This window comes from Micromonospora avicenniae (assembly GCF_900156065.1).
In the GTDB taxonomy this organism is placed as follows: domain Bacteria; phylum Actinomycetota; class Actinomycetes; order Mycobacteriales; family Micromonosporaceae; genus Micromonospora; species Micromonospora avicenniae.
This window is the reverse complement of sequence record NZ_FTNF01000025.1, coordinates 22027-44190: the sequence shown is the minus strand read 5'-3', so window position 1 is coordinate 44190 and position 22164 is coordinate 22027. Positions and strand designations below refer to the sequence as shown.

Here is a 22164-nt window from a genome sequence, read left to right as displayed (position 1 = left end):
GGCTCTGGACAACACGACAGTCATCTATTACGGTCACGATCAATGTAAACGTTACCGATTACGTTTACGATAGGGGACACGATGCCCTCGATCAATGTCTGGACCGGGCGTACCTGAGCGATCGGCTTCTCGGTCGTCGGGCTTGCCGCAACCACGGAACGGTGCCGGCAGACGTCAGGGTGACCGTCCCCGTCCCTCCTTGCTCCGGCGACGGCCGGCGGCCGCACCAGGCCCGATCCGAAGTGGACGAACGGCTTCGAGGATCGGACACCGGCTCGGCGACGGCCGTGACGGGGGACACGGCCAGGGGCATGGAGCGTCCTGACCGGTGGGGCCGGAAGACAGGTTGTGGCGGTGATTGGGGTGACCGGATGACCACTGTGAAGCCGGAGGCTGGGGCGACCTACGCCGATGCGACAGCGCCTGTCGCGGAGCGGGTGTCGGATCTGCTGGCGCGAATGACCCGTGCGGAGAAGCTCGCACAACTGGGCAGCACGTGGGCGTTCAGGGTGCTGGAGGGCGGACGGTTCTCGGCAGAGCGGGCCCGGCCGATCCTCGGAAACGGTCTGGGCCACGTGACCCGCGTCGCGGGGGCGACCAGCCTGAAGGCGGCGCAGGTGGCGCGCGCCGCCAACGCGATCCAGCGGTTCCTGGTGACCGAGACTCGGCTGGGAATCCCGGCGATCGTGCACGAGGAGGTCTGCTCGGGAGTGATGGCGCGCGAGGCGACCATCTTTCCGCAGGCGATCGGCGTCGCGAGCACCTGGGCGCCGGAGCTCAACCGGCAGTTGGCGGACGCCGTTCGCGCCCAGATGCGCGCCATGGGAGGCCACCAGGGGCTGTCGCCGGTGCTGGACGTGGTGCGTGACCCGCGGTGGGGCCGGACGGAGGAGACCTACGGCGAGGATCCGTATCTGGTGGCCCGGATGGGCGTGGCGTTCGTTCGGGGACTCCAGGGTGCCGACCTGACCGACGGCGTGCTCGCGACGGCCAAGCACTTCGTCGGCTACGGCGCGTCCGAAGGCGGGTTGAACTGGGCGCCGGCCCACCTGCCACCGCGCCTGCTGCGTGAGGTGTACCTGTATCCGTTCGAGGCGGCGGTCCGCGAGGGCGGGCTCCAGTCGGTGATGGCCGGCTACCACGAGCTTGACGGCATTCCCTGCCATGCCAACCGGGAACTGCTCGCCGACATCCTCCGGGGGCGGTGGGGCTTCGCGGGAAGCGTGGTGTCCGACTACTTCGCCGTCAACGATCTCCACTCGTACCACCACTTCGCACAGGACAAGCAGCGGGCCGCGATGCTGGCCCTCAGTGCGGGTGTCGACGTCGAGCTTCCGGCGACGGACGCGTACGCCGACGCCCTCGAGCACGCCCTGGACGCCGGTGAGGTCAGCGAGGCCCGGCTCGACGAAGCGGTCTCGCGGGTTCTGCGGCACAAGTTCGAACTCGGGCTATTCGAGGATCCGTACGTCGACGAGGGTGCGGTCCTGACGGCGGTGAGCGCCGAGCGGCATCGGGACGTGGCGCTCGAGATCGGGCGCCGCAGCCTCGTCCTGCTCAAGAACGACGGTGTCCTGCCACTGCTCGATGGCCCCGGAACGGTCGCGCTCATCGGGCCGAATGCCGACGACGCGCGACACCTGCTCGGTGACTACTCGTTCGCGGCCCACATCGAGGCCCTGACCGAAGCGCGCGAGCGGCGGGGGCTGCTCGGCGAGATGATGACGATCCCGGACGACCTGGAGATCGACGAGAGTACCGACGGTGTGCCCACGGTGCGGGACGAGCTCGCGGTCCGACTGGGTGACCGGCTGCGCTACGTACCGGGCTGCGATGTGGTCGATCCCTCGACGGACGGATTCGCCGCGGCCGTCGCGGCAGCCGCGGCCGCCGACGTCGCCGTGCTGGTGCTGGGGGACCGCTCGGGGCTGACGCCCAGGGCGACCACGGGCGAGTCGCGGGACAGGTCCAGCCTGGACCTCCCCGGCGTACAGGAGGATCTCGTCCGCGCCGTCGTAGCCACCGGTACCCCCGTCGTGGCGGTGCTCGTCGCCGGTCGACCGGTGGGCAGCGACTTCCTGCACGAGAAGTGCGCCGCGGTGCTGATGGCCTGGCTGCCCGGCGAGACCGGGGCCCAGGCGATCGCCGAGGTGCTCCTCGGCGAGGTGAATCCGAGCGGAAAGCTGCCGATCTCGTATCCGCGTACGGTGGGTCAGATCCCCGTCTTCTACGGCCACAAGGTGTCCGGCGGCCGGTCGCACTGGCACGGTGACTACGTGGATTCGCCGGTCGGGCCGCGCTACGCCTTCGGTCACGGCCTCGGATACGCGCCCTTCACGATCGACCGGGCCGCGGTGGAAGCCGCGGAGGTCCGGGCCGGAGACAGCGTCGGCGTCGCGGTCACGCTCACCAATGCCGGAGACCGGGCCGGCGAGGAAGTCGTCCAGCTCTACGTCCGTGACCCGCAGGCAACGGTCACCCGGCCGGTGCTCGAGCTGAAGGGCTTCGCCCGGGTGTCGGCCGCCGCCGGCCAGCGGGTGGCGGTGCGGTTCGAGCTGCCCACGGGCCAGCTCGGCTTCTACGACCGCGACCTGAACTACACCGTGGAACCTGGCGAGATCGAGGTGTACGTCGGCCTCTCGGCCCACGACCGCGCCCTCGCCGGCAGCTTCGTCATCCGTGCGGACGCGAACCGGCCGGTGACGCCGAAGGCGTATACGGGCACGACCGAAGTCCGTGACCTGTCCGGCGAGGCCGTCGCGTCGCCGTTCGGCGGAGACGGCGGTGGCCCAGGTCCGGCGGTGGGACGGGTATGAGTCCGGCGCCGAGGTGAACGACAGGCGCGGTCATGGTGCCGGATTACGCGTTTCCGTCGGCCATGCCGCACTGCGAAATCAATCCACCCCGACGATCACGCCTACGGGTTGCCGGGCCGAACGACCCACCGGAAACGAGTTGCCGCATTGGGGCGTCGAGGGCGACAGCCGCTCCCGCGTCCACAGCAGCGGCCGGTCACCGATTGCGCCATTGCGCGCCTCCGGGTGAACGGTCACAACCGGGTTGCGAGAGATCGAAGAGGTCTTGTGTTCGTAATCGTTGCCGGTTACGTTGACAACATCCTGGAAACGTAACCGATAACGATTGCAGTCCAGAGAGAGCGGGCATGACCGAAGTCAATGCGCCGGTAACGATGAGTGACGTCGCTCGGGCGGCCGGCGTTTCCACCGCCACCGTGTCGCGCGTGGTCAACGGGCATTACGGCGTCAGCGCCCGCACGAGCGCGCAGGTCCGTTCAGCCATTGAGCGACTCGGCTACGAGTCCAGCCTGGTGGCGACCAGCCTTCGGCGTAGCCGCACCAACGTCCTGGGTCTTGTCACGCACAGCTTCCAGTCGTATACGGCAGAGGTGCTCAAGGGGGTGATGAAGGCCCTGAGCCGCTCCGGATTCGACCTCATCATCTACGCCAACAGTGATCTCTACGGGTCCTATTCGGAGGGTTGGGAGCAGCGGCATCTGACCCGCCTGTCGGGCACTCTCACCGACGGGTGCATCGTTGTCACGCCATGGGGCGAAGTGCAGAGCCGGACGCCGGTTGTGGCCATCGACCCGGCGAGGCACTCGACAGCGCCCTCGGTGACCGCCGACAACCTCGCCGGCGCCACCGCCGCCGTTGAGCACCTGCTCGGCCTGGGCCATCGGCGCATCGGGTTCATCGCCGGCCGATCCAACCTCGCGGCGGCATGGTCGCGGGAGGAGGGGTACCGGACCGCGCTGACCGGCGCGGGCGTCCCGGTCGATCTGACGCTGATCGGCAGAGGCGATTTCAACCCCGAGTCCGCCTCTCCCTTGGCGCGCGCGTTGTTGCAACGGGCGGACCGGCCGACGGCGATCTTCGCGGCGAGCGACGGGATGGCGCTCAAGGTTCTGGAAGTGGCAAAGGAGTTGGGGATCTCCGTGCCCGGGGACCTGTCGGTCGTCGGGTTCGACAACATCCCGGAGTCGGCGTTGACCGAGCCCGGGTTGACCACTGTGGACCAGTCGATGTACCAGCTCGGATACGAGGCCGCGCGGATGCTGAAGTCACTGGTGACCGGCGAGTGGGAGGGGCCGCGCCAGGTGGTGCTGCCTACCAGGCTCGTGGTCCGCGGCTCGACCGCGCCGCCGAAGAGCACCACAAGATCCTGAAACGTCCCCGGTGCGACCGACTGGTCGCACCGGACACCGAAGCCGCACCGGGCGATCACGTCAGGTGCATCCGTGGCGAACCTGTGAAGGAGGCATGGACGCAGACCAGCAGCGAAATCCACCGATGAGTTGAGCCGGCCAGTCGGGTCGCATCCGCGGTCGGCGCAGAAAAGGAGTGGAACGTGACAACTGGATTCTACCATGGGCGCTTACGCCGTACGGGCGTGCGTCGGCTCTCGGCGGCGTTCACCGCCGGAGCCATGGCAGTCGCGGCGGTTCTGTTCACGCCGCAACCGGCTGCGGCGGACACGCCGTGGCTGGGTGTCTCGGAAGACCGCTACGCGTCGTTCAGCGTCCCGGCCGCCTATGTGCAAGACCACGTGGGCGCGGTGTCGCAGGTCGTCGTCGAGGGGAACTTCGGTCCCTCCTCCAGCTGGGCGGAGTTCGGTCTGACCCGCCGTGGTGACGTCTGGTCGGGGGTGCTCGGTCCACTGGAGCCCGGCCAGTACCACTACCAGGTCACCGGCGACGACACCAAGAGTCTGAAGGACCCGACGAACGGCACCAGTGTGACGTCCGAGCCGCTCTGGAGCACCTTCTTCGTCCCCGGTGACTCGGCACGATGGCTCGCGGACGCCCCCGAGGGGACCGGCGGCAAGGTCGAGCCGCTGACGTACCGGACCAGGACGGGGCAACGGTCGGCCCTGGTCTGGACACCGCCCGACTACGTGGCCAAGGGTGGCAAGGGCTATCCGGTGCTGTACCTGCAGTCCGGCGATGGCGAGGCCACCACCGACTGGCTCGACCTCGGCCGAACGAAGCAGATCCTCGACAACCTCTCGACCGCCGGCGCCATCAGACCGATGGTGGTCGTGATCAACGACGACGACAGCTCGGACGACAAGGAGCTGAAGGACCTCCGCAAGGCGGTCGCGGACAGCTACCACGTCCTGCGTGACCCGGCGCACCAGGCGATCGCGGGGGTGTCGGACGGCGGATCGAAGGCGTTGGCGACGGCGCTCACCAAGCCGCGGCAGTTCGCCTACGTCGGCTCGTTCTCCGGCCTGCAGGTCCCCGACGTGGACCGCGGGAACGCCAAGGAGATCAACCGCGAGGTCAAGCTGCTGCGCCTGTACACGGGGAACGTGACCGACCCCGCGTACAACGTCACCTACCGTCTGATGAAGGCGCTGGGCCGAGCCGGCGTCGAGTTCGAGTTCGACGGGGTCAACCCGGACGGTGGCGGGAACTGGGACACCTGGCAGGAGAACCTCGTCGATTTCCTGCCGCGGCTGTTCCGTGACGTGTCGGACCACGGCCCGAGCCCGGGCCACGGGCGGCTGGACGGCGAGTTCGCCCCGCCGCCGGCCGGCACCACCCCGACGCCGTTCGTCACCGAGGACGGCTTCGTCACCTTCGAGACGACCACGGGCTTCGCCGACGCCCAGCACGTCACGGTGTGGGCGAACGTGGCGCCGGGCGGCAGTTGGCTACGGGTGCCGCTGTCCCGCGACGGCGACCGGTGGCGCGGGACAGTGGGCCCGCTGGACCCGTGGTTCTACTACTACCGGCTCATCGTCGACCGGGTCGCGGTCAAGGACACGTCCAACCCGACGAAGGTGACCACCGAGCCGACGTGGAGCACCTTCCTCATTCCGGGGGCGGCCGCGCGCCTGCTGTCCGACGTGCCGGCCGGTCAGGGCGGGCAGGTCGAGAGCATGACCTACCGAAGCACCGTGGCAGGCCAGGACCGCACCGCCCTGGTGTGGACGCCTCCCGGGTACGACCCGAGCAGGGCGCAGCCGTATCCCGTCCTCTACCTGCAGCATGGTGGCGGCCAGAACTACACGGACTGGGTCGAGATGGGACGCGCCAAGCAGATCCTGGACCACCAGTTCCTCGACGGCGACCTGGTCCCGATGGTGGTCGTGATGGGCAACGGCAACTCGTCCAACTTCAACAGGGAGCTGCTGGAGAACATCGTGCCGACGGCCCGCGCCCGGTACCACATCTCGAGCGAGCCGTCCCAGCAGGCCATCGCCGGACTGTCGATGGGCGGCGGGCAGGCGCTGGGGGTGCTCAGGACGTACCCCGGTCAGTTCGCCTACGTCGCGGCCTTCTCGGCGGGGTTCGGTAGCGGCACCGGCGTCGACGTGGAGGCGATCAACAACGGGACCAAGATGCTGCGCCTGTACGTCGGCGACCAGACCGACTTCGTGTACCCGAGCTTCATGGCGTCCCTGACCACGCTGAACGACCTCGGTGTCCGCTACGAGTTCGACGGGGTGACCCCCGGGCCGCACGGTTGGGACGTGTGGCAGAAGAACCTCATCGACCTGGCGCCGCGTCTGTTCAAGCGCTAGGAGCCCGTGCGGGCGACGCCACCGGGAGCCGGACGCTTCCTGCGCCCGGTGGCACCCGCCAGGCATGGGCGTGTTCCGCGAAGAGGATCGGCGTGCGGGACGGGCCGGGGGCAGCCGCCCCCTGCCTGTCCCCGGTCGATCGCCAGCCCCACACGACGGCGCGTGGACGTCGCGCATCCCCCCGATCCCCCGAAGGGAATCACGTCAATGAAGAGGAAACAGATTCTCGCCACGGTAGCCATGCTCGCGGCCGGCGCCGGCCTCGCCGCCTGCTCCGACGGGGGTGGGGGCGGTGGCGGAAGCGACGCGAGCAACTGCACGAACACGATCACCAAGAAGGACCTGCCGGCCGTGACGATGTGGGGCTGGTATCCCAACATGCAGCTCGTCGTCGACAACTTCAACAAGTTGAACGACGAGGTGCAGGTCTGCTGGACCAATGTCGGGCAGGGCGGCGACGAGTACGACAAGTTCCAGACGGCCATCTCGGCGGGCACCGGTGCGCCCGACGTGATCATGATCGAGGCGGACCGGATCCCGACCTTCCAGATCCAGGGCGCGCTCGTCGACATCAAGCAGTACGGCTTCGACGCGGTCAAGGCCAACTACAGCGAGGGCGCCTGGAAGGACGTGTCGGTCGGCGACGCGGTCTACGGCGTCCCGGTCGACGGTGGCCCGATGGGCATGATCTACCGGAAGGACATCTTCGACAAGTACAAGATCACCCCGCCGAAGACCTGGGCCGAGTACGAGCAGGCAGCGCAGAAGGTGAAGGACGCCGGCGGTCCGCTCTTCGGGGACCTCGGCGCGAACGTCCCGGCGGTGATGATGGCGCTGCAGATCCAGAAGGGCGCCACCCCCTTCGCCTTCGATCCGGCACAGCCGAACTCGATCGGCGTCAAGCTCAACGACCAGGCGTCCAAGGACGTGCTGGACTACTGGGGTGGCCTCGTCAAGAAGGGGCTGGTCGGGACGCAGAACCAGTTCACCCCGGAATACATCTCCGGCGTGATCAACGGCAACTACGCGACGTACATCTCGGCGGCGTGGGCGCCCGGCTACCTCACCGGCGCGGGCGTCGGCAAGGGCCAGGACACCGGCAAGTTCGCGGTGGCGCCGCTGCCCCAGTGGGACCCGGCCAACCCGGTGCAGGTGAACTGGGGCGGGTCGGCGTTCTCGGTGACCAAGCAGTCCAAGAAGCCGGAGCTGGCGGCGAAGGCCGCCTACGGGCTCTACGCCGACAAGGAGTCGCTCACCGACGGCTGGACCAACCAGATCATCTTCCCGCTGAACCTCACGGCGCTCAAGGATCCCGCGTTCATCGACCTGAAGGTGGCGTTCTTCGACGGCCAGCAGGCGAACAAGGAGGTCTACGTTCCCGCCGCGGACGCCTACAAGGGCGTCCAGTACGCCCCCTTCGGCCAGTACTACCTAGACGCCATGGAGAAGCAGGTCAGCGAGGTCATCAAGGGTTCCATCACGGGATCGCAGGCGGCCGACCGGATTCAGGAGGACGTGGCGAAGTACGCCAAGGAGCAAGGCTTCACCGTTCAGTGACCGGACGGGTGGGCCGTGCCGTCAGCGGGCGGCCCACCCCCGACCCCTCGGCGTCCACGTCCCGGAGACCACAAATGACAGTCCTGACCGAGCAGCGCGAGCCGCGTACCCAACCCGAGACGCGCAAGATCCGTGGCAAGGTGCACCTCCGTGAACACCTGATGGGGTGGTTCTTCGTCGGGCCGTTCGGGATCGTGTTCCTGGCGTTCCTCATCGCCCCGCTGGGGTACGCGCTGTATCTCAGCCTCTTTCAGAAGAAGCTGATCGGCGGCACCAGCTTCGTCCTGTTCGACAACTACGTGAAGGCGTTCACCGACCCGAGCTTCCTGTCCGGGGCGTGGTTCGTCATCCGCTTCTCGCTGGTCTCCATCCCGGTGCAGATCGCCCTCGCGCTCGCGATGGCCCTCATCCTGGACGCGGTGACCACGCTGTTCGCGCGCTTCTCCCGCCTGATGATCTTCCTGCCGTACGCGATCCCCACCGTCATCGGGGCCGTGATGTGGGGCTTCCTCTACAGCAAGGGCTTCGGTCCGTTGACCGACATCTTCGGGTTGTTCGGCACCACCGCGCCCGACTTCCTGGGCAGTAACCTGATCTTCTACGGTCTGCTCAACGTGGTCACCTGGCAGTGGGCCGGCTATTACATGATCATCCTGTACTCGGCGTTGCAGGGCATCGACCCGACGCTCTACGAGGCCGCCCGGATGGACGGTGCCGGGCGATGGCAGATCGCGACCCGGATCAAAATTCCGCTGATCGCCCCTGCGCTGATCCTGATCCTGGTCTTCTCGCTCATCGGCACCCTGCAGTTCTTCAACGAACCGCAGATCCTGCGCTACCTCGCCGCGGGCACGATCGGGACGGACTTCACCCCCAATATGTACGCGTACCAGCAGGCGTTCGGGCTGGCCAACTTCAACTACGGCTCGGCGATCTCGTTCGCCCTCGGCGGAGTCGTGTTCATCTGCGTGTACGCATTCCTGTTCTTCACCCGCAAGCGGAGGAGCTTCCTCTGATGGCCGACCGCACCAGCGTCCGCGCAGGCTCCCGCCGACCGCAACGCTACCTCCCGCTGCAGATCCTCCTCGGCTTCCTGGTGATCTATTTCCTCGTGCCGTTCTGGTGGATCATCGTCAACAGCTCCAAGGACGCGCCGGGCCTGTTCGGCGGCGGAAACACCCTGTGGTTCACCGACCGGATCGACTACCTCGGGAACCTCGAGCAGTTGTTCACCTACGACGGTGGCATCTACCTCCGGTGGATCCTCAACTCCACGCTGTACGCCATCGCCGGCGGGATCGGCGCCACCGTCCTGGCGGTCATGGCCGGCTACGGGTTCGCCAAGTACCGTTTCGCCGCCCGGCGTTTCAGCTTCGCCGTCGTGCTCGGCGCGTTGATGGTGCCCGCCACCGCACTGGTCATCCCGACCTTCATCATGTTCTCTCGGCTCGGCATGACGAACACGATCTGGGCGGTCATCCTCCCGTCGCTGCTCAACCCGTTCGGCGTCTACCTGATGCACGTGTACGCCCGCGACGCGGTCCCCGACGAACTCCTCGACGCGGCACGGGTCGACGGCGCGGGAGAGCTGCGAACCTTCCTCCAGATCGCCCTGCCGATGATGCGACCCGCCGTCGTCACAGTGCTGCTCCTGTCGGCCGTGGCCTCCTGGAACAACTACTTCCTGCCGCTGGCCATGCTCTCCGACAACCGCCTCTTCCCGGTCACCGTCGGCCTCGGCCTCTGGCAGGGCATCGCCTCGGCGAACAACTCGGGCAGCACGTCCCTCTGGAGCCTCATCATCCTGGGGTCGCTCGTCTCGGTGATTCCGCTCATCGTCGCGTTCTTCAGCCTGCAACGGCACTGGCGCGGCGGTCTGTCGGTCGGCGGCCTCAGATAGGCCGCACGGTGCCACCAGCCGATCAAACACTTCGATCGCCGCGTACCCCCGCGGCCGCTCAGATCACGGAGGCGTGCTGATGACGACCACCGATCGACCGCTGCGCAGCGGGCAATGGTTCGGCGCGGAGGGCCGCAACGGGTTCATCCATCGATCCTGGATGCGCAACCAGGGGTTCGCCGACGACGTCTTCGACGGTCGCCCGGTGATCGGCATCGCCACCACCTGGTCCGAGCTGACACCCTGCAACGCCCACCTGCGAGACCTGGCGGAATCGGTGAAGCGGGGTGTATGGGAGAGCGGGGGCCTGCCGCTGGAGTTCCCGGCGATGAGCCTGGGCGAGCCCCTCATGCGGCCGACGACCATGCTCTACCGCAACCTGCTGGCGATGGAGTTGGAGGAGTCGGTCCGCGCCAACCCGCTCGACGGGGTGATCCTGCTCTCCGGTTGTGACAAGACGACTCCCGGCCTGCTGATGGGCGCGGCGAGCGTCGACCTGCCGACCCTGATGATCACCGGTGGTCCGATGCTCAACGGCAAGTTCCGCGGCCAGGACATCGGCTCCGGCACGGTCGTCTGGCGCTTCACCGAGGAGATGCGGGCCGGCCGGATGACCGCGGCCGACTGCGCCGAGGCGGAGGTCGGCATGTCCCGCAGCCGGGGTCACTGCATGACCATGGGCACCGCCTCCACGATGGCCTGCGTGACCGAGGCGCTCGGCGTGCAACTGCCGGGGGCCGCCGCCGTGCCGGCGGTCGACTCCCGGAGGTACGCGCTCGCGCACGCCGCCGGACGCCGGATCGTCGCCATGGTCGGGCAGGACCAACGCCTGTCCACCGTGCTCACCCGGCAGGCGTTCGAGAACGCGATCCGGGTCAACGCCGCGATCGGCGGTTCCACCAACGCCGTCGTACACCTGCTCGCGATCGCCGGACGCCTCGGCGTCCCGCTGTCGCTGGACGATTTCGACACCCTCACCGCGGACGTGCCCATGCTCGTCAACCTGATGCCGTCCGGGACGTACCTGATGGAGGACTTCGCCTACGCGGGCGGCGTTCCCGCGGTGATGAAGGAGATCGGTTCATTGCTCCACCTGGACCACATCACGGTCAGTGGGGAAAGCGTGGCCCAGAACATCAGCGGCGCCCAGTGCTGGAACCGCGAGGTCATCGGCACCATGACCGAGCCGGTCCAACCCGCCGGCTCCGGCACCGTGGTGCTGCGCGGGTCGCTCGCACCGTCCGGAGCTGTGCTGAAGGTCTCCGCCGCCTCCGCCCACCTGCTCAAGCACACCGGACCGGCGCTCGTCTTCGACCGGATCGAAGACTACGTCGTCGCAGCCGACGATCCCGAGCTCGACGTCACCCCCGACACGGTGATCGTCGTACGAAACGCCGGACCACGCGGCTACCCCGGCTTTCCCGAGGTGGGTAACGTGCCCATGCCCCGGCGGCTGCTCGCCGAGGGTGTCACCGACATGGTGCGGATCTCCGACGCGCGGATGAGCGGCACCGGGTACGGAACCTGCATCCTGCACGTGGCCCCGGAGGCGGCGGTGGGCGGCCCGCTCGCGCTCGTGCGCACCGGCGACCAGGTCCGGGTCGACGTTCCAGCCCGGTGCCTGGACCTGCTGGTCGACGACGCGGAACTCGCCCGACGCCGCTCCGCCTGGCAGTCACCACCACCGGTCGCCGACCGGGGATGGGTACGGCTGTACAGCGAGCATGTCCTGCAGGCCGACCGAGGCGCTGACCTCGACTTCCTCGTCGGCGGCAGCGGCAGCGCCGTGCCCCGTCACTCACACTGACCACCGCGGAACTGACGAGGCCCACGAGGAACTGATCCCATGGGAGAACGGACGGCCCGCCAGGGCGAGTTTCGTACGGCGGCAGTCACGGCGGCGACCGCTCGGCCGCCGGTCATGGCCGACGTCGCTCGACTCGCGGGCGTGTCGCACCAGACGGTGTCGCGGGTCATCAACGGCGCGGCCGGTATCCGGCAGGAGACGCGGCAGCGGGTCCTCGAGGCCATCGAGCGGCTCGGCTACCGCCCCAACATCGCCGCCCGGGCGCTGGTCCGTGGACGCTCCGGAATGATCGGCATCATCGGCACGGCCAGGACGCTGTTCGGTCCGACGAGCATCCACCGGAGCGTCGAGGATGCCGCCCGCGCCGCCGGATACTTCGCCACCTCCGTGAGCCTCTCGGAGGTGACGCTGCACGCCCTCATCGACGCCACCGAACACCTGATGCGCGTCGGGGTGGAGGGCGTCGTGATGATCGCCGGCAACGACGAGGCTCTCGACGTGGTGCGCATGACCCGCACCAGCGTTCCCTTCGTCGTCGTGGAGGGCGACTTGTCCAGGGCCAACGTCACCGTCGGCGTCGACCAGGTGCTCGGCGCTCGGATGGCCACCGAACACCTCCTCCAGCTCGGGCACCGCGAGATCGTGCAGGTGAGCGGCCCGCTCAACTGGGCGGAGGCCCGCGCCCGCATCGAAGGCTGGCGCCGGGCGATGACCGGAGCGGGCCTCCGCCCGCCCGAGCCGGTTCAGGGTGACTGGAGCGCCCACAGCGGCTATGTCGCCGGGCTGCGGATCTGCGAGATGCGCGGGACCACCGCGGTGTTCGCCGCCAACGACCAGATGGCGATCGGCGTGCTCCGGGCGCTGCACGAGCGCGGTCGACGGGTGCCGCAGGACATCTCCCTCGCCGGATTCGACGACGTCCCAGAAGCGGCGTACCTCGTTCCGCCGTTGACCACCATCCAACAGGACTTCGCCGCAGTCGGCCGTCGCGCGATCACGGCCGTCACCCAGGCGATCAACGGAACCGAGCCGCAGGCCTTGCCGCTGGTCGTTCCGAAGCTGGTCGTACGGCAGAGCACCACCCGCCCGCCCAGGATCGAAACGTGATCAGGCCGTGTCCCCTTCGACCGGCCACGCCTGTCTGAGCCGCAAGGTCCTGCCGGTCAGGTGGTCTCGGAGCGGTCCACCGCTCCGGCGAGGGGGGTGCCGTCCGGGAAGGCGCGGTCGAGCAGCGCCACCCCGTCCTGCGGGTGAGCGCGGTCCACCAGTCCGGAGCGCGAGGAGCGTTTCTCCATGCGGTCGACTCCCATGGCCTCGTTACGGTGCTGTTCCAGGGCCGGGTCGCACTGCCCGTCGCGGTTGAACGACCACATCAGCATCGGGTCACCCATCGGTAGCGGGTCACCCGGACCGGTATCGAGCCGGCCGGTGTGCCAGGTGTGCCAGGTCTTCCCATAGCTGTTCATCAGCATCGCCATGAACGCCCGCTCGGCCGGCTCCGGCAGGCCCGGCGCGATCAGGGAACCGCCGAGCACCTCGAAGTTGTGCGGGTGCCAGTAGTGGCGTTCACCCTCGGGTAGCGTCCCGTACAGCCGCTCGGAGACGATGTACTCGACACCGATGAGGTTCGCCTCGGCGGTGTTGCCGTCGAAAAGCACGCACTGCAGGAAGTCGTCGTTGACCTGACGGCAGTAGTGGTGCGCCTCCATCTGCATCGACGGGTCGTCCTTCGCCGGATGGAAACCGACGACGTACGCGTCGAAGCCCTTCAGCGGCGTCGTCTCCTGCATGACCTTGGCGCCGAGGTTCAGCCCCTGGTGCCAGAGACCGGTCGACTCCCCAGGCGGCTGCACCGGGCTGTCGCGGCGGTGTCTGTCCACGATCCGCTCCCGTTCTCGCGGCTCGGCAGGTCCTTCCTGACGCTAAGTCGTCCGCCGCCTCCGCCGGTGGTGCTCGCCGGCCAGATACCACGAAGGGAATCGTGTCCGAGCAGCCGCACCCGCGCACCGCACCGAAGCGGGTGGGGGGCACTATCGTTCTGGCGTGCACATCCGCTTTGACGTCCCGGCCGATCCCACCTACCCAGGCCGCGTGGCCGCTGCGCTCAGCAGTGTCCGGCTGCGCAAGTACGGATACATCGGCGCGGTGCTGGCGGCGGTCGGGGCGATCTTCTTCGCCGTCTCGCGGGGCTTCGCGTGGGGCGACCGGGTGGTACCGCTGTGCACGGCCCTGGTCGTGGGTGGCCTGCTGTCGATGCTGTACTCGCCGTGGGTGCGGTCGCGCGCCCGGCGCCGCTCCAGCCGCTACGCCGTCGCGGGTGCCTACGACATCACCGACGACAACATCATGATGCGCAGCGGCTCGGAGTCCGGCGGTATCGCCTGGGACGGGGTCGCCCAGGTGAGGGACACTCCCGACTTCTGGATCGTGTACGTCGGCCGGATGCCGGCGACCGTGATTCCGCGCAGCTTGATGTCCGCCGAGGACGCAGAAACGCTGCGAGCCTATATGGCCGAGCGTGGGCTGCTCCGACGCCGGTGAAATCGGGTAGCGCCATCACCTGACGGCGGGCTGACCGGCGGCCGACGATTCGTCGTCGAAGCTGGTGTCTGCGATCTCCTTGACGGTGCGCACGAAGGCCGCCACCGCAGGTGAGCGCGACTCGGCGGGCCAGGCAACCGCAAGCGTCGTCGGCTCGAGTCCATCCACCGGTCGATAGGCGATGTTGGGGCGGGGGAAGCGCCGAGCCACCCAGTCCGGCAGGAACCAGACGATGTTGCCGACTTCGACCAGGTTGAAGATCTGCGACAGGTCCAGCCTGCTCCGCCAGTTCGCAGGCGGCTGCTGCGTGCGGCCCGTCTCGGCCGGCGTGCCGTCCGGAAGCCGCCGCCCGGCCAGGTCGGCCAGGCGTACGGTCGTCCGCGCGGCCAGCGGGTCGGCGGCCGCCAGCGCCACCAGGCGTGGGCCTGTCACCAGCGGTTCCGTGTCCAGTCCACGCTCGTCGAACGGCGTCGGCAGCAGCGCCACGTCGGCACGCCCGTCACGCAGCGCCGGAACCTGCTCGCCGTGCCCACCGAGAAGCAACTCCACCGGCAGGGTCCGGTACGCGTCAATGATCTTCGGCAGCAGGCCCGCGTCGTAGTCTGCCTTCAACGCCAGCCGCAGCGTCGGTACCGGCCGCCCGGCGTGACGCGCCCGGTGTTCCGCCGCGGCGACCGCATCCAGTGCCACCCGGGCGTCGGCCAGCAGCGTCTCCCCGGCCGACGTGAGCGTGACCTGGCGCGTCGTGCGGATCAGGAGCTGCACGCCGAGCTGCCGCTCCAGGTCGCGGATCGCACGGGACAGTGGCGGCTGAGCCATGCCCAGCCGCTCGGCGGCCCGCCCGAAGTGCCGCTCCTCGGCCACCGCCACGAAGTAGCGCAGCTGCCGCGTCTCCAGACCACTCATACCGCCAGGGTATCAATCGGGACGGAAGCGATCCTTCCGCCGAGCACCTGACCGGCGTTCACTGGACCGCGTCAAGTTCGATACCGAATTGAGGAAAGACATGATCGTGGTTACCGCTCCGACCGGCAACATCGGCCGTCGGTTGGTGCAGGATCTGCTCGACACCGACGCGTCGGTCCGCGTCGTGGTCCGGAACCCGGCGCGGCTCGCGCCGGGCGTAGCCGAGCGGGTCGAAATCGTGCACGGCTCCCACAGCGACCCTGCCGTCGTGGCCGAGGCGTTCGCCGGCGCCGACGCCGTCTTCTGGCTCGTGGCGGCCGATCGGCGCGCGGACGATGTCGACGCCGCGTACTCCGGCTTCACGCGCCCGGTGCTCGAAGCGTTCACGGCGCAGAGCGTCGGACGGGTGGTCGGTATCTCGGCTTTGGGGCGGGGCACTCCGGTCGCCGGGCACGCCGGTCACGTCACCGCGACGCTGGCCATGGATGACCTGATCGCCGACACCGGTGTGCCGTACCGGGCTCTGGCCATGCCGTCCTTCATGGACAACACGCTGTGGCAGGCCGGCCCGATCGCGGCCGAGGGCGTGTTCTACGGGCCGAATCTGCCGAACCTGCCGGCACCGATGGTCGCCACCCGGGACATCGCCGCGGTCGCCGCCCGGCTGCTACGCGATGACACCTGGACCGGGTTCGACGAGGTGCCGGTGCTCGGCCCGCAGGACCTCACCTACGACGAGATGGCCGCGATCATCTCCGACGTGCTCAGTCGACCGGTGCGTTACCAGCAGATCCCAGGCGAGGTGTACAAGGCGAACATGACGCGGGTCGGCTACTCCGAGCCGATGGCCCAGGCCCTGCTCGACATGGCTCTCGCCAAGAACGACGGCCTGGACAACGGCGTCGCACGTACGGCACAGAACAGCACCCCGACCACGTTCCGCCAGTGGTGCTCCGATGTGCTGAAGCCGGCCGTCGACTCGCTGTAGGCGCCCACCGTCGCCGCCGGTGGCCTCTCGCACGACGAGGTGTGGATTCACGACCTCTGCGGAGGCTGCGGCACCAGGAGGAGGTCGGCCAGGCCGGCGGCGGTGAACGCGGCACGGACGTCGGCGAGGCCCTCGGTGAAATGGGACCAACTGTCGACGTGAGCGGGGACCACGGTCGACGCGCCGAGGATCCTGGTCGCCTCCACCATCTCGTTCGCGTCGAGGGTCAGGTTCGCGTCCGCGACCAGCGGGGTCCGGGCGGCACCGCCGAACAGGATCGCGACGTCGATGTCCGGGAACCGGGCGGCGATCTCCCTGACCACCCGCAGCGAGGCGTTGTCGCCACTGACGTAGACGGTGGGCACCCCGTCGCCGTCCAGGACGAACCCGGTGACGGGGCCGGTGAGGTGTTCGGTGCCGTCGGGTCCGTGCTGGGCGGGGACGGCGGTGACCCGCAGATCGCCGGCGCCGTCCGGCCGGGGCAGGTCGATGTGTGTGAAGGTGGGCAGCGCGCGGGCGGGCGGACCCAGCCGCTCGGCCGCGGTCGTGGTGCACAGCACCAGCGGCACGGTGGCGCAGAAGTCGCGGCCCGCGGCGTCGAGGTTGTCCGGGTGCTGGTCGTGGGAGAGCAGGACAACGTCGACCGGGCCGGCGTCCGCGGGTGTGCCGGCCGCCGCGGCGGTCTTGGTCAGGGTGCGGGTACCCATCGGGTATTCGCCCGGGGCGTCGAACGTGGGGTCGGTGATGAAGGTGAGGCCCCCGAGGGTAAATGTCACGGTTGGGCCGCCGAAGAGGCGGATCGCAAGGCTCATGCAGGCAAGTATGCGGCCCGCCGATCCTGCACGGGAGCGCCCGGAAACCAGTCCTCCGGCACACTCGAGCTGGTACGCCACTGCTCCCGGACCGGTTCGGCGATGCCGGCGTCGGCATGGCGGTCTCAGTGCTGAATCAGACCACCGACCGGGACGGGAGCGACGTGGCCGGTGGCCGGAAGGGTCTGTGCCAGTGCGAGGCCGACGTCGACCAGCGATGATCGGCGCAGGCGGGCCACGTCGCGCATCGGCGTCCAGACCGACTCGGCGACGGCGCCGTTCGCCTCGGGACGGAGTGTGCCACCGGTGATACGGACCCGATAGAAGATGCCGACGTTCTGGTGCTCGGTCCCCAGCCAGGCCTCGGCGGCGGGAATCACCCTCGAGTCCACGCCCAGCAGGCGCTCAACCAACGCGTCGTAGCCGGTCTCTTCGGCGACCTCCCGGAGCACCGCATCGAACGGATCCTCCATGTGCTCGACCTTGCCACCAGGAAGAGTCCAGTGGGCGCCCGCGGGTGACACGCAATGGGCGAGCAGTACCCGTTCGTTTTCGATGCACACGGCGTATGCCGCCAGCCGGAAACTCATCCGCGTACCCCCGGGCGGACCCTACCCGAGCGACCTCTCGGTGTCGCGGACCGGCGATCACGGGCGCGAGCCAGAACCCGACAGCCATCGAGTTGGGGCGGCAGGTCCGCCGCTGACAGTGCTGGCCGACGTTCTGGGGAGCCGGGCGCTGCGTGCCCGTACGATCTCGGCCGTGCACACGACCCCGCAGGTTCCGATCGACATGGATGCCGTCTTCCCGCAGTTGCGTGCGCTCGCGCAGACCACCACGCGGTTGCATCCACGAAAGGGCTCGCCGTCGGAGGAGCAGAGTTCCGTCGGCGGCCCGCTGTTGTGGCCCGTGAGCGAGCCCTGGCCGACCTGCGACGGCAGCGGCCTGGACGACCACCCCGGCGAGGTCGGGGTGCCGCTCGTGCCGGTCCTGCAACTGTTCGCCGACGACGTGCCCGAGCTGCCATTCCCGAAGGGCTCGGACGTGCTGCAGGTGCTGTGGTGCCCGTTCGACCATGATCCCTGGAGCGCTCCGCTTCCACGCGTGCGCTGGCGGCGACGATCAGCGATCGGACCACGACTTGCGACGATGCCGGAGCCGCACGAGGACGCCGAGGCGTGGTATGTGCCCGACCCGTGCGTCGTCGATCCCGAGCGCGTGGTCGAGTATCCGTCGTACGACCTGCCAAGGGAGGTGTGGTCACAGATCCAGGAAGCGGCCCGGCGTGTCGAGGCTGACCACGGCTGGGAGTACGACACCGACCTGGCGGTGGCCCCAGGGATCAAGGCCGGCGGCTACCCCGGCTGGACGCAGTCGCCCGACTGGCCGGTTTGCCCGTGCGGCAGTCGGATGGAGCATCTGCTCACCATCGCGACCTGGGAGTTCAGCCGGGGCGACGAGCAACGTTGGATCCCGCTGGAGGATCGGCCCGCAATGATCGGGTGGGGCTTCGACAGCCCCGATGACGATCCGTGGCGGTCGCTTCAGAACCCCACAGGATTGATGCTCGGCGACGCCGGAGGCATCTACCTCTTCGTCTGCACGGCATGCCCGGAGCGTCCCTACGACCACCGATTCGACTGCTCCTGATCTGCGCGACTGCCCAGCGTGGCTCGTTGCGTTCAGCTGGACGACTGACTGCACCGCGCCGTCGGGGTTTCACCCGTGCAGCGCTACAGGTCCACTGTGGTCGCGCGGTCCAGCCGCAGGGTGATCTCCTCGTGCACGCGCAGCCGCCGTCCAGGTCAGCTGAGGGTCGATGTGCGCGGTGCGAGACTTCGGATCGCGCTCACCACGTAGAGCGGCACCACGGGTAGGAACGCCACCCCGATGCCGAGTGCCAGCAACAGTCCCCAGCCGCAGATGACGGCCGCCGCGACGAGGTCGGCGATCCCGGCGAGGCGAGCGGAACGGCTGGCCAGCATTGGAACCGTCGCCGCGAGGACGGGCACACCGAGCAGATAGCTTGCCGCTGCTCCGGAATCCTGCACGGTCCATGGGGTGAGAACGGCGGCGACCAGCACGGTGATCACCAGGCCGGCCAGGCGGACGAGCCGTTGGGCGGCTGCGGGCCGGCGGATCAGCAGCAGGACACCGACCGCCACAACAGCCGCGAGAGCACCCAGCGTCACGAAACTGGTCATTGTCCCTCCCAGATCGCGTAGCGCTGGTCTAGGCAGTCCTTGCGGCCATGCTGGTCACGATAGCGGGCCTCTTGAATCGGTGGCATGCTGCTGCGCCCCCACGACCGCCGCGAGGGCCCGATTCCACGTCCCATCTGCGGTCCACCGACGCATCCTTGACGAACTTGCACTACACGACCGACAGGACAGGTCTAGAGGAGAACGGAGACGACCCGCGCCGTGGCCTCGGAAATCAGGACGTCTACGGGCGGGGTGTCGTATCCGCGCCGGTCGGACATGACGGCCACCACGAGCGGGCCGGTGTCGGGTGGCCAAACGACGCCGACGTCGACTGCGCGGCCGTAGTCGCCGGTTCCGGTCTTGTCGGCCACGGTCCATCCCTTGGGAACTCCAGCCCGGATGCGCTTGGCGCCGGTGGTGTTGTGGTTGAGCCAGCCCGTGAGCAGGGCGCGTTTGTCGGCGCTCAGCGCGTCACCGAGTAGAAGCTTCCGGTAGTTGGTGGCGATGGCCCGGGGAGTTGTGGTGTCGCGCGGATCATGTGGGGGGACCCGGTTCAGCTGCGGCTCGTAGTCGTCCATGCGGCTCACGGTGTCGCCGAGTCGGCGCAGGTAGGCGGTCAACTCTGCCGGACCGCCGAGGTCGCGCATCAGGAGGTTTCCCGCCGTACCGTCGCTGTAGCGGACGGCGGCGTCGCATAGTTGCCTGATGGTCATCCCACTGCGGACGTGGTTCTTGGTGATCGGCGAGATTGAGTTGACGTCGGCCTCGGTGTAGGTGACGCGCTCGGCCAGATGCTGGAGCGGGTTTCGGTGCAGGACGGCCGCCGCGGCGAATGCCTTGAAGGTGGAGCAGAACGCGAACCGTTCATCCGCGCGGTAGGCCACTGTGGCGCCGGTACCGGTCGCCAGGGCATACACACCGAGACGGGCATCGTGCTTGCACTCGAGCGTCGCGAAGCGCGAGCCGTCTCCGGCGGCGCTGCGGTTCGGCGTTGGGGACGGCGCGGGGACCGATCGGCGGCCGGGTGTCGGGGACGGTCTGGCGGCAGAGCGATCAGATGCGCCGCACCCTACCAGCGGCAGGAGGGCGGTGGCGACCAGCAGAGAGCGTCGGGACGGGCCGGACCGCGCGGAGGACATCCGGTGATACCTACTTTCCCTCTTGCAACCGGTCGATCCCCGAGGATCGGTTCAGGGTATGACTGGCGCCCAGGGTGTCCGCCGGGTCTCAGGCCGGCGGACAGCCCTGGGGCCTCACAGCGTCACAGCGGCAGCTGGAACGGGCGGGGGTACGGGTCAGGCCGGTATGTGGCGTAGGCGTGGATGGCCGTGGGATCCAGTTCAGCCGCGAGTCTGTTCAGCGCGGCTGGTCCGGTGTCGGGCCACTGCCCCGTGCCGATCCGGTGTTCGAGGGTGCGGACGGCTGCCAGCATTTCACCGGTGGTGAAGGTGCAGTGTCCGGCGCGATGCACGTACGCCTGGCGTAGCAACGGCGAGCGCCCGGCGTCGCGGGCCGCTTCGGCATAGGCTTGCTCCGCCTGTACCGGAACGAGCGGGTCACCGATGGTGTGGATGCTTACCATCGGCTTGGTGAGCCGGCCGGTGAAGGAAATGTTCCGGCTCATGTAGCTGACTGCTGTCGGATCAGCGGTGATGCGCGGCGCGGCGTCCAGCGCGGCCAGGTCATTGCGCGGCGACATTCCGGACCGCGCGTACAACTCCTCGACCTCCTGTCGGTTGGGGGAGTGAGCCAAGATTCGGGCGTAGTCGACGCCGGTGTTCCAGGACATGTTGCCGCCGGCATGCTCTTCGGCGTCCTGCCGCCAGGTGAGCGTCTGGGTGATGACCTGGTGGAGTATTTCGAATTGGTTGCGCTGCGCGGTGTCGTAGTCGTCCGCGTCTGGCTCCGGCTGCGCCGGGTTGGTCCACGCCGGGGTGTTGCGCAACGCCGCGGCCAGCGCGATCCGTGCGCGGCCCTGCGCTGTCGCTTGTGCCGCATCGAGGGCGGCGGTCAGTTCGGCGGCCGAGGCGAGTGCCGTGGCCTGGTCGGGCAGGCGAACCAACGGCGCGGTCGAGCCCGGCGCCAGCAGGGTACGGATGGCGAAAATCGTGTCGAGGCCGTTGTTGTAGTTGGCCACGGCGCCTTGTTCGAGCCCGCACATCGCCACCGCGCCGTCGAACCGGCCGCCGAACCGTTCGGCGAGCCCGGTCGTGATCATGCCGCCCATGGATGTGCCCCAGGCGATCGTTCGCCGAGCCGGGCCGAACCGGGCCTGAAACTTGTCCAGCGTGGCGAGTTGGTCGGGCAGCGCCTGCTCCACGACCCAGCCGGTCTCCGGGTACGAGGATCCGATCTGAGCGTATCCGGCCTCCAGCAACGCGTCGCGGGCATAGTCACTGGGCGCATTCCGGGCCGGGTTCGACGAGTTGTCCGGCACGTACCCGTGGCTGTACAGCAGCACGGTGCCGTTCCAGTTCGCCGGCACGTCCATCACGTAGGGGGAGCCATCCGGGAGAACACCTTCGACATGGGAGGCCGCGGCAGTGTGCTCGAGCGCGGCCTCCGCACTGCCGGCGGGGCCGAGCAGGGCGGCGAGTAGTACTACGCCGACGGTGGTGGCGGCCCGGCGGTGTTTGGTGAGTCGGCTACGGCCACGGCGGGTCCGCGGTGCAGGCGCGCGGCGGAAGGGGGAAGCGTTACGCGGCATCGGTACTCCGCTCGTCGAACTAGTTTCGGCTGCAAGGTCAAGCCGAGCTAACCAGCGTTTTTGATCTAGGTCCAAGAGCTATATCTCAAGGAGCTATAGCGTTGTGATATGCATGGTCCGGATGGGTTCGAGCGGCGGTCAGCGCTCGGCAGGCGCTGGACGTTGATACGCGAGCGGCCAGGTCCGGGGTTCA

Annotated in this window: 18 protein-coding genes; 11 read left to right on the top strand and 7 right to left on the bottom strand. The window is 68.7% G+C overall.

Features of this window, described 5'->3' with window-relative positions:
• The first annotated feature begins 371 nt into the window (after window positions 1-371).
• The 8 genes from BXA10_RS26185 (at window position 372) to BXA10_RS26150 (ending at window position 12920) form a co-directional block, all read left to right on the top strand.
• Complete coding sequence (locus tag BXA10_RS26185) at window positions 372-2816, top strand: glycoside hydrolase family 3 N-terminal domain-containing protein (protein WP_175649317.1); 2445 nt, start codon at window positions 372-374, stop codon at window positions 2814-2816.
• Between the two features lie 347 nt (window positions 2817-3163).
• The gene (locus BXA10_RS26180; protein ID WP_076473512.1) at window positions 3164-4186 is read left to right on the top strand and encodes a LacI family DNA-binding transcriptional regulator; all 1023 of its coding nucleotides are present in this window, start codon (window positions 3164-3166) and stop codon (window positions 4184-4186) included.
• Between the two features lie 182 nt (window positions 4187-4368).
• Complete coding sequence (locus tag BXA10_RS26175; RefSeq protein ID WP_076473511.1) at window positions 4369-6549, top strand: alpha/beta hydrolase; 2181 nt, start codon at window positions 4369-4371, stop codon at window positions 6547-6549.
• Between the two features lie 207 nt (window positions 6550-6756).
• Entirely contained in the window at window positions 6757-8106 is a 1350-nt protein-coding gene (locus BXA10_RS26170) for an ABC transporter substrate-binding protein (protein ID WP_076473510.1), read from the top strand.
• 74 nt (window positions 8107-8180) lie between these two features.
• Window positions 8181-9122, top strand: coding sequence for a carbohydrate ABC transporter permease (locus tag BXA10_RS26165; protein ID WP_076473509.1), 942 nt, complete (start codon window positions 8181-8183; stop codon window positions 9120-9122).
• The gene (locus BXA10_RS26160; RefSeq protein WP_076473508.1) at window positions 9122-10006 is read left to right on the top strand and encodes a carbohydrate ABC transporter permease; all 885 of its coding nucleotides are present in this window, start codon (window positions 9122-9124) and stop codon (window positions 10004-10006) included. The genes BXA10_RS26165 and BXA10_RS26160 overlap by 1 nt, the downstream gene beginning before the upstream one ends.
• A 79-nt stretch (window positions 10007-10085) precedes the next feature.
• Window positions 10086-11813 carry an IlvD/Edd family dehydratase gene (locus BXA10_RS26155; protein ID WP_076473547.1) on the top strand — a complete coding sequence of 576 codons (1728 nt, stop codon included), beginning with the start codon at window positions 10086-10088 and terminating at the stop codon, window positions 11811-11813.
• 39 nt (window positions 11814-11852) lie between these two features.
• Window positions 11853-12920: a LacI family DNA-binding transcriptional regulator gene (locus tag BXA10_RS26150; RefSeq protein ID WP_076473507.1), complete on the top strand. Its 1068-nt coding sequence runs from the start codon at window positions 11853-11855 to the stop codon at window positions 12918-12920.
• 56 nt (window positions 12921-12976) lie between these two features.
• Here BXA10_RS26150 and BXA10_RS26145 read toward each other — a convergent pair whose 3' ends face one another.
• Window positions 12977-13693: an OBAP family protein gene (locus BXA10_RS26145; RefSeq protein ID WP_217696853.1), complete on the bottom strand. Its 717-nt coding sequence runs from the start codon at window positions 13691-13693 to the stop codon at window positions 12977-12979.
• A gap of 163 nt (window positions 13694-13856) precedes the next feature.
• On the opposite strand from BXA10_RS26145, the gene BXA10_RS26140 reads away from it, so the two are divergent.
• A complete protein-coding gene (locus BXA10_RS26140; protein WP_076473505.1) occupies window positions 13857-14354 on the top strand; it encodes a YcxB family protein in 498 nt (165 codons plus the stop codon).
• Window positions 14355-14369: 15 nt separating this feature from the next.
• Here the strand turns inward: BXA10_RS26140 and BXA10_RS26135 are convergent, their stop codons facing one another.
• A complete protein-coding gene (locus tag BXA10_RS26135) occupies window positions 14370-15260 on the bottom strand; it encodes a LysR family transcriptional regulator (protein ID WP_076473504.1) in 891 nt (296 codons plus the stop codon).
• 100 nt (window positions 15261-15360) lie between these two features.
• On the opposite strand from BXA10_RS26135, the gene BXA10_RS26130 reads away from it, so the two are divergent.
• Window positions 15361-16248, top strand: coding sequence for an NAD(P)H-binding protein (locus BXA10_RS26130; protein WP_076473503.1), 888 nt, complete (start codon window positions 15361-15363; stop codon window positions 16246-16248).
• Between the two features lie 47 nt (window positions 16249-16295).
• Here BXA10_RS26130 and BXA10_RS26125 read toward each other — a convergent pair whose 3' ends face one another.
• Both BXA10_RS26125 and BXA10_RS26120 read right to left on the bottom strand, forming a co-directional pair.
• Window positions 16296-17060: an MBL fold metallo-hydrolase gene (locus BXA10_RS26125; RefSeq protein WP_076473502.1), complete on the bottom strand. Its 765-nt coding sequence runs from the start codon at window positions 17058-17060 to the stop codon at window positions 16296-16298.
• Between the two features lie 125 nt (window positions 17061-17185).
• Window positions 17186-17650: an NUDIX hydrolase gene (locus tag BXA10_RS26120; protein ID WP_076473501.1), complete on the bottom strand. Its 465-nt coding sequence runs from the start codon at window positions 17648-17650 to the stop codon at window positions 17186-17188.
• Between the two features lie 40 nt (window positions 17651-17690).
• Here BXA10_RS26120 and BXA10_RS26115 point away from each other — a divergent pair, with 40 nt between their 5' ends.
• Complete coding sequence (locus BXA10_RS26115) at window positions 17691-18710, top strand: YwqG family protein (protein WP_217696852.1); 1020 nt, start codon at window positions 17691-17693, stop codon at window positions 18708-18710.
• Between the two features lie 155 nt (window positions 18711-18865).
• Here the strand turns inward: BXA10_RS26115 and BXA10_RS26110 are convergent, their stop codons facing one another.
• The 3 genes from BXA10_RS26110 to BXA10_RS26100 all read right to left on the bottom strand — a co-directional run bounded on the left by BXA10_RS26110 (window position 18866) and on the right by BXA10_RS26100 (window position 22046).
• Window positions 18866-19264, bottom strand: coding sequence for a hypothetical protein (locus BXA10_RS26110; protein WP_076473500.1), 399 nt, complete (start codon window positions 19262-19264; stop codon window positions 18866-18868).
• A gap of 191 nt (window positions 19265-19455) precedes the next feature.
• Window positions 19456-20403, bottom strand: a complete 948-nt coding sequence (bla, locus tag BXA10_RS26105; protein WP_076473499.1) for a class A beta-lactamase — start codon at window positions 20401-20403, stop codon at window positions 19456-19458.
• A gap of 122 nt (window positions 20404-20525) precedes the next feature.
• Window positions 20526-22046 carry a hypothetical protein gene (locus BXA10_RS26100; protein WP_217696851.1) on the bottom strand — a complete coding sequence of 507 codons (1521 nt, stop codon included), beginning with the start codon at window positions 22044-22046 and terminating at the stop codon, window positions 20526-20528.
• Window positions 22047-22164 lie beyond the last annotated feature (118 nt).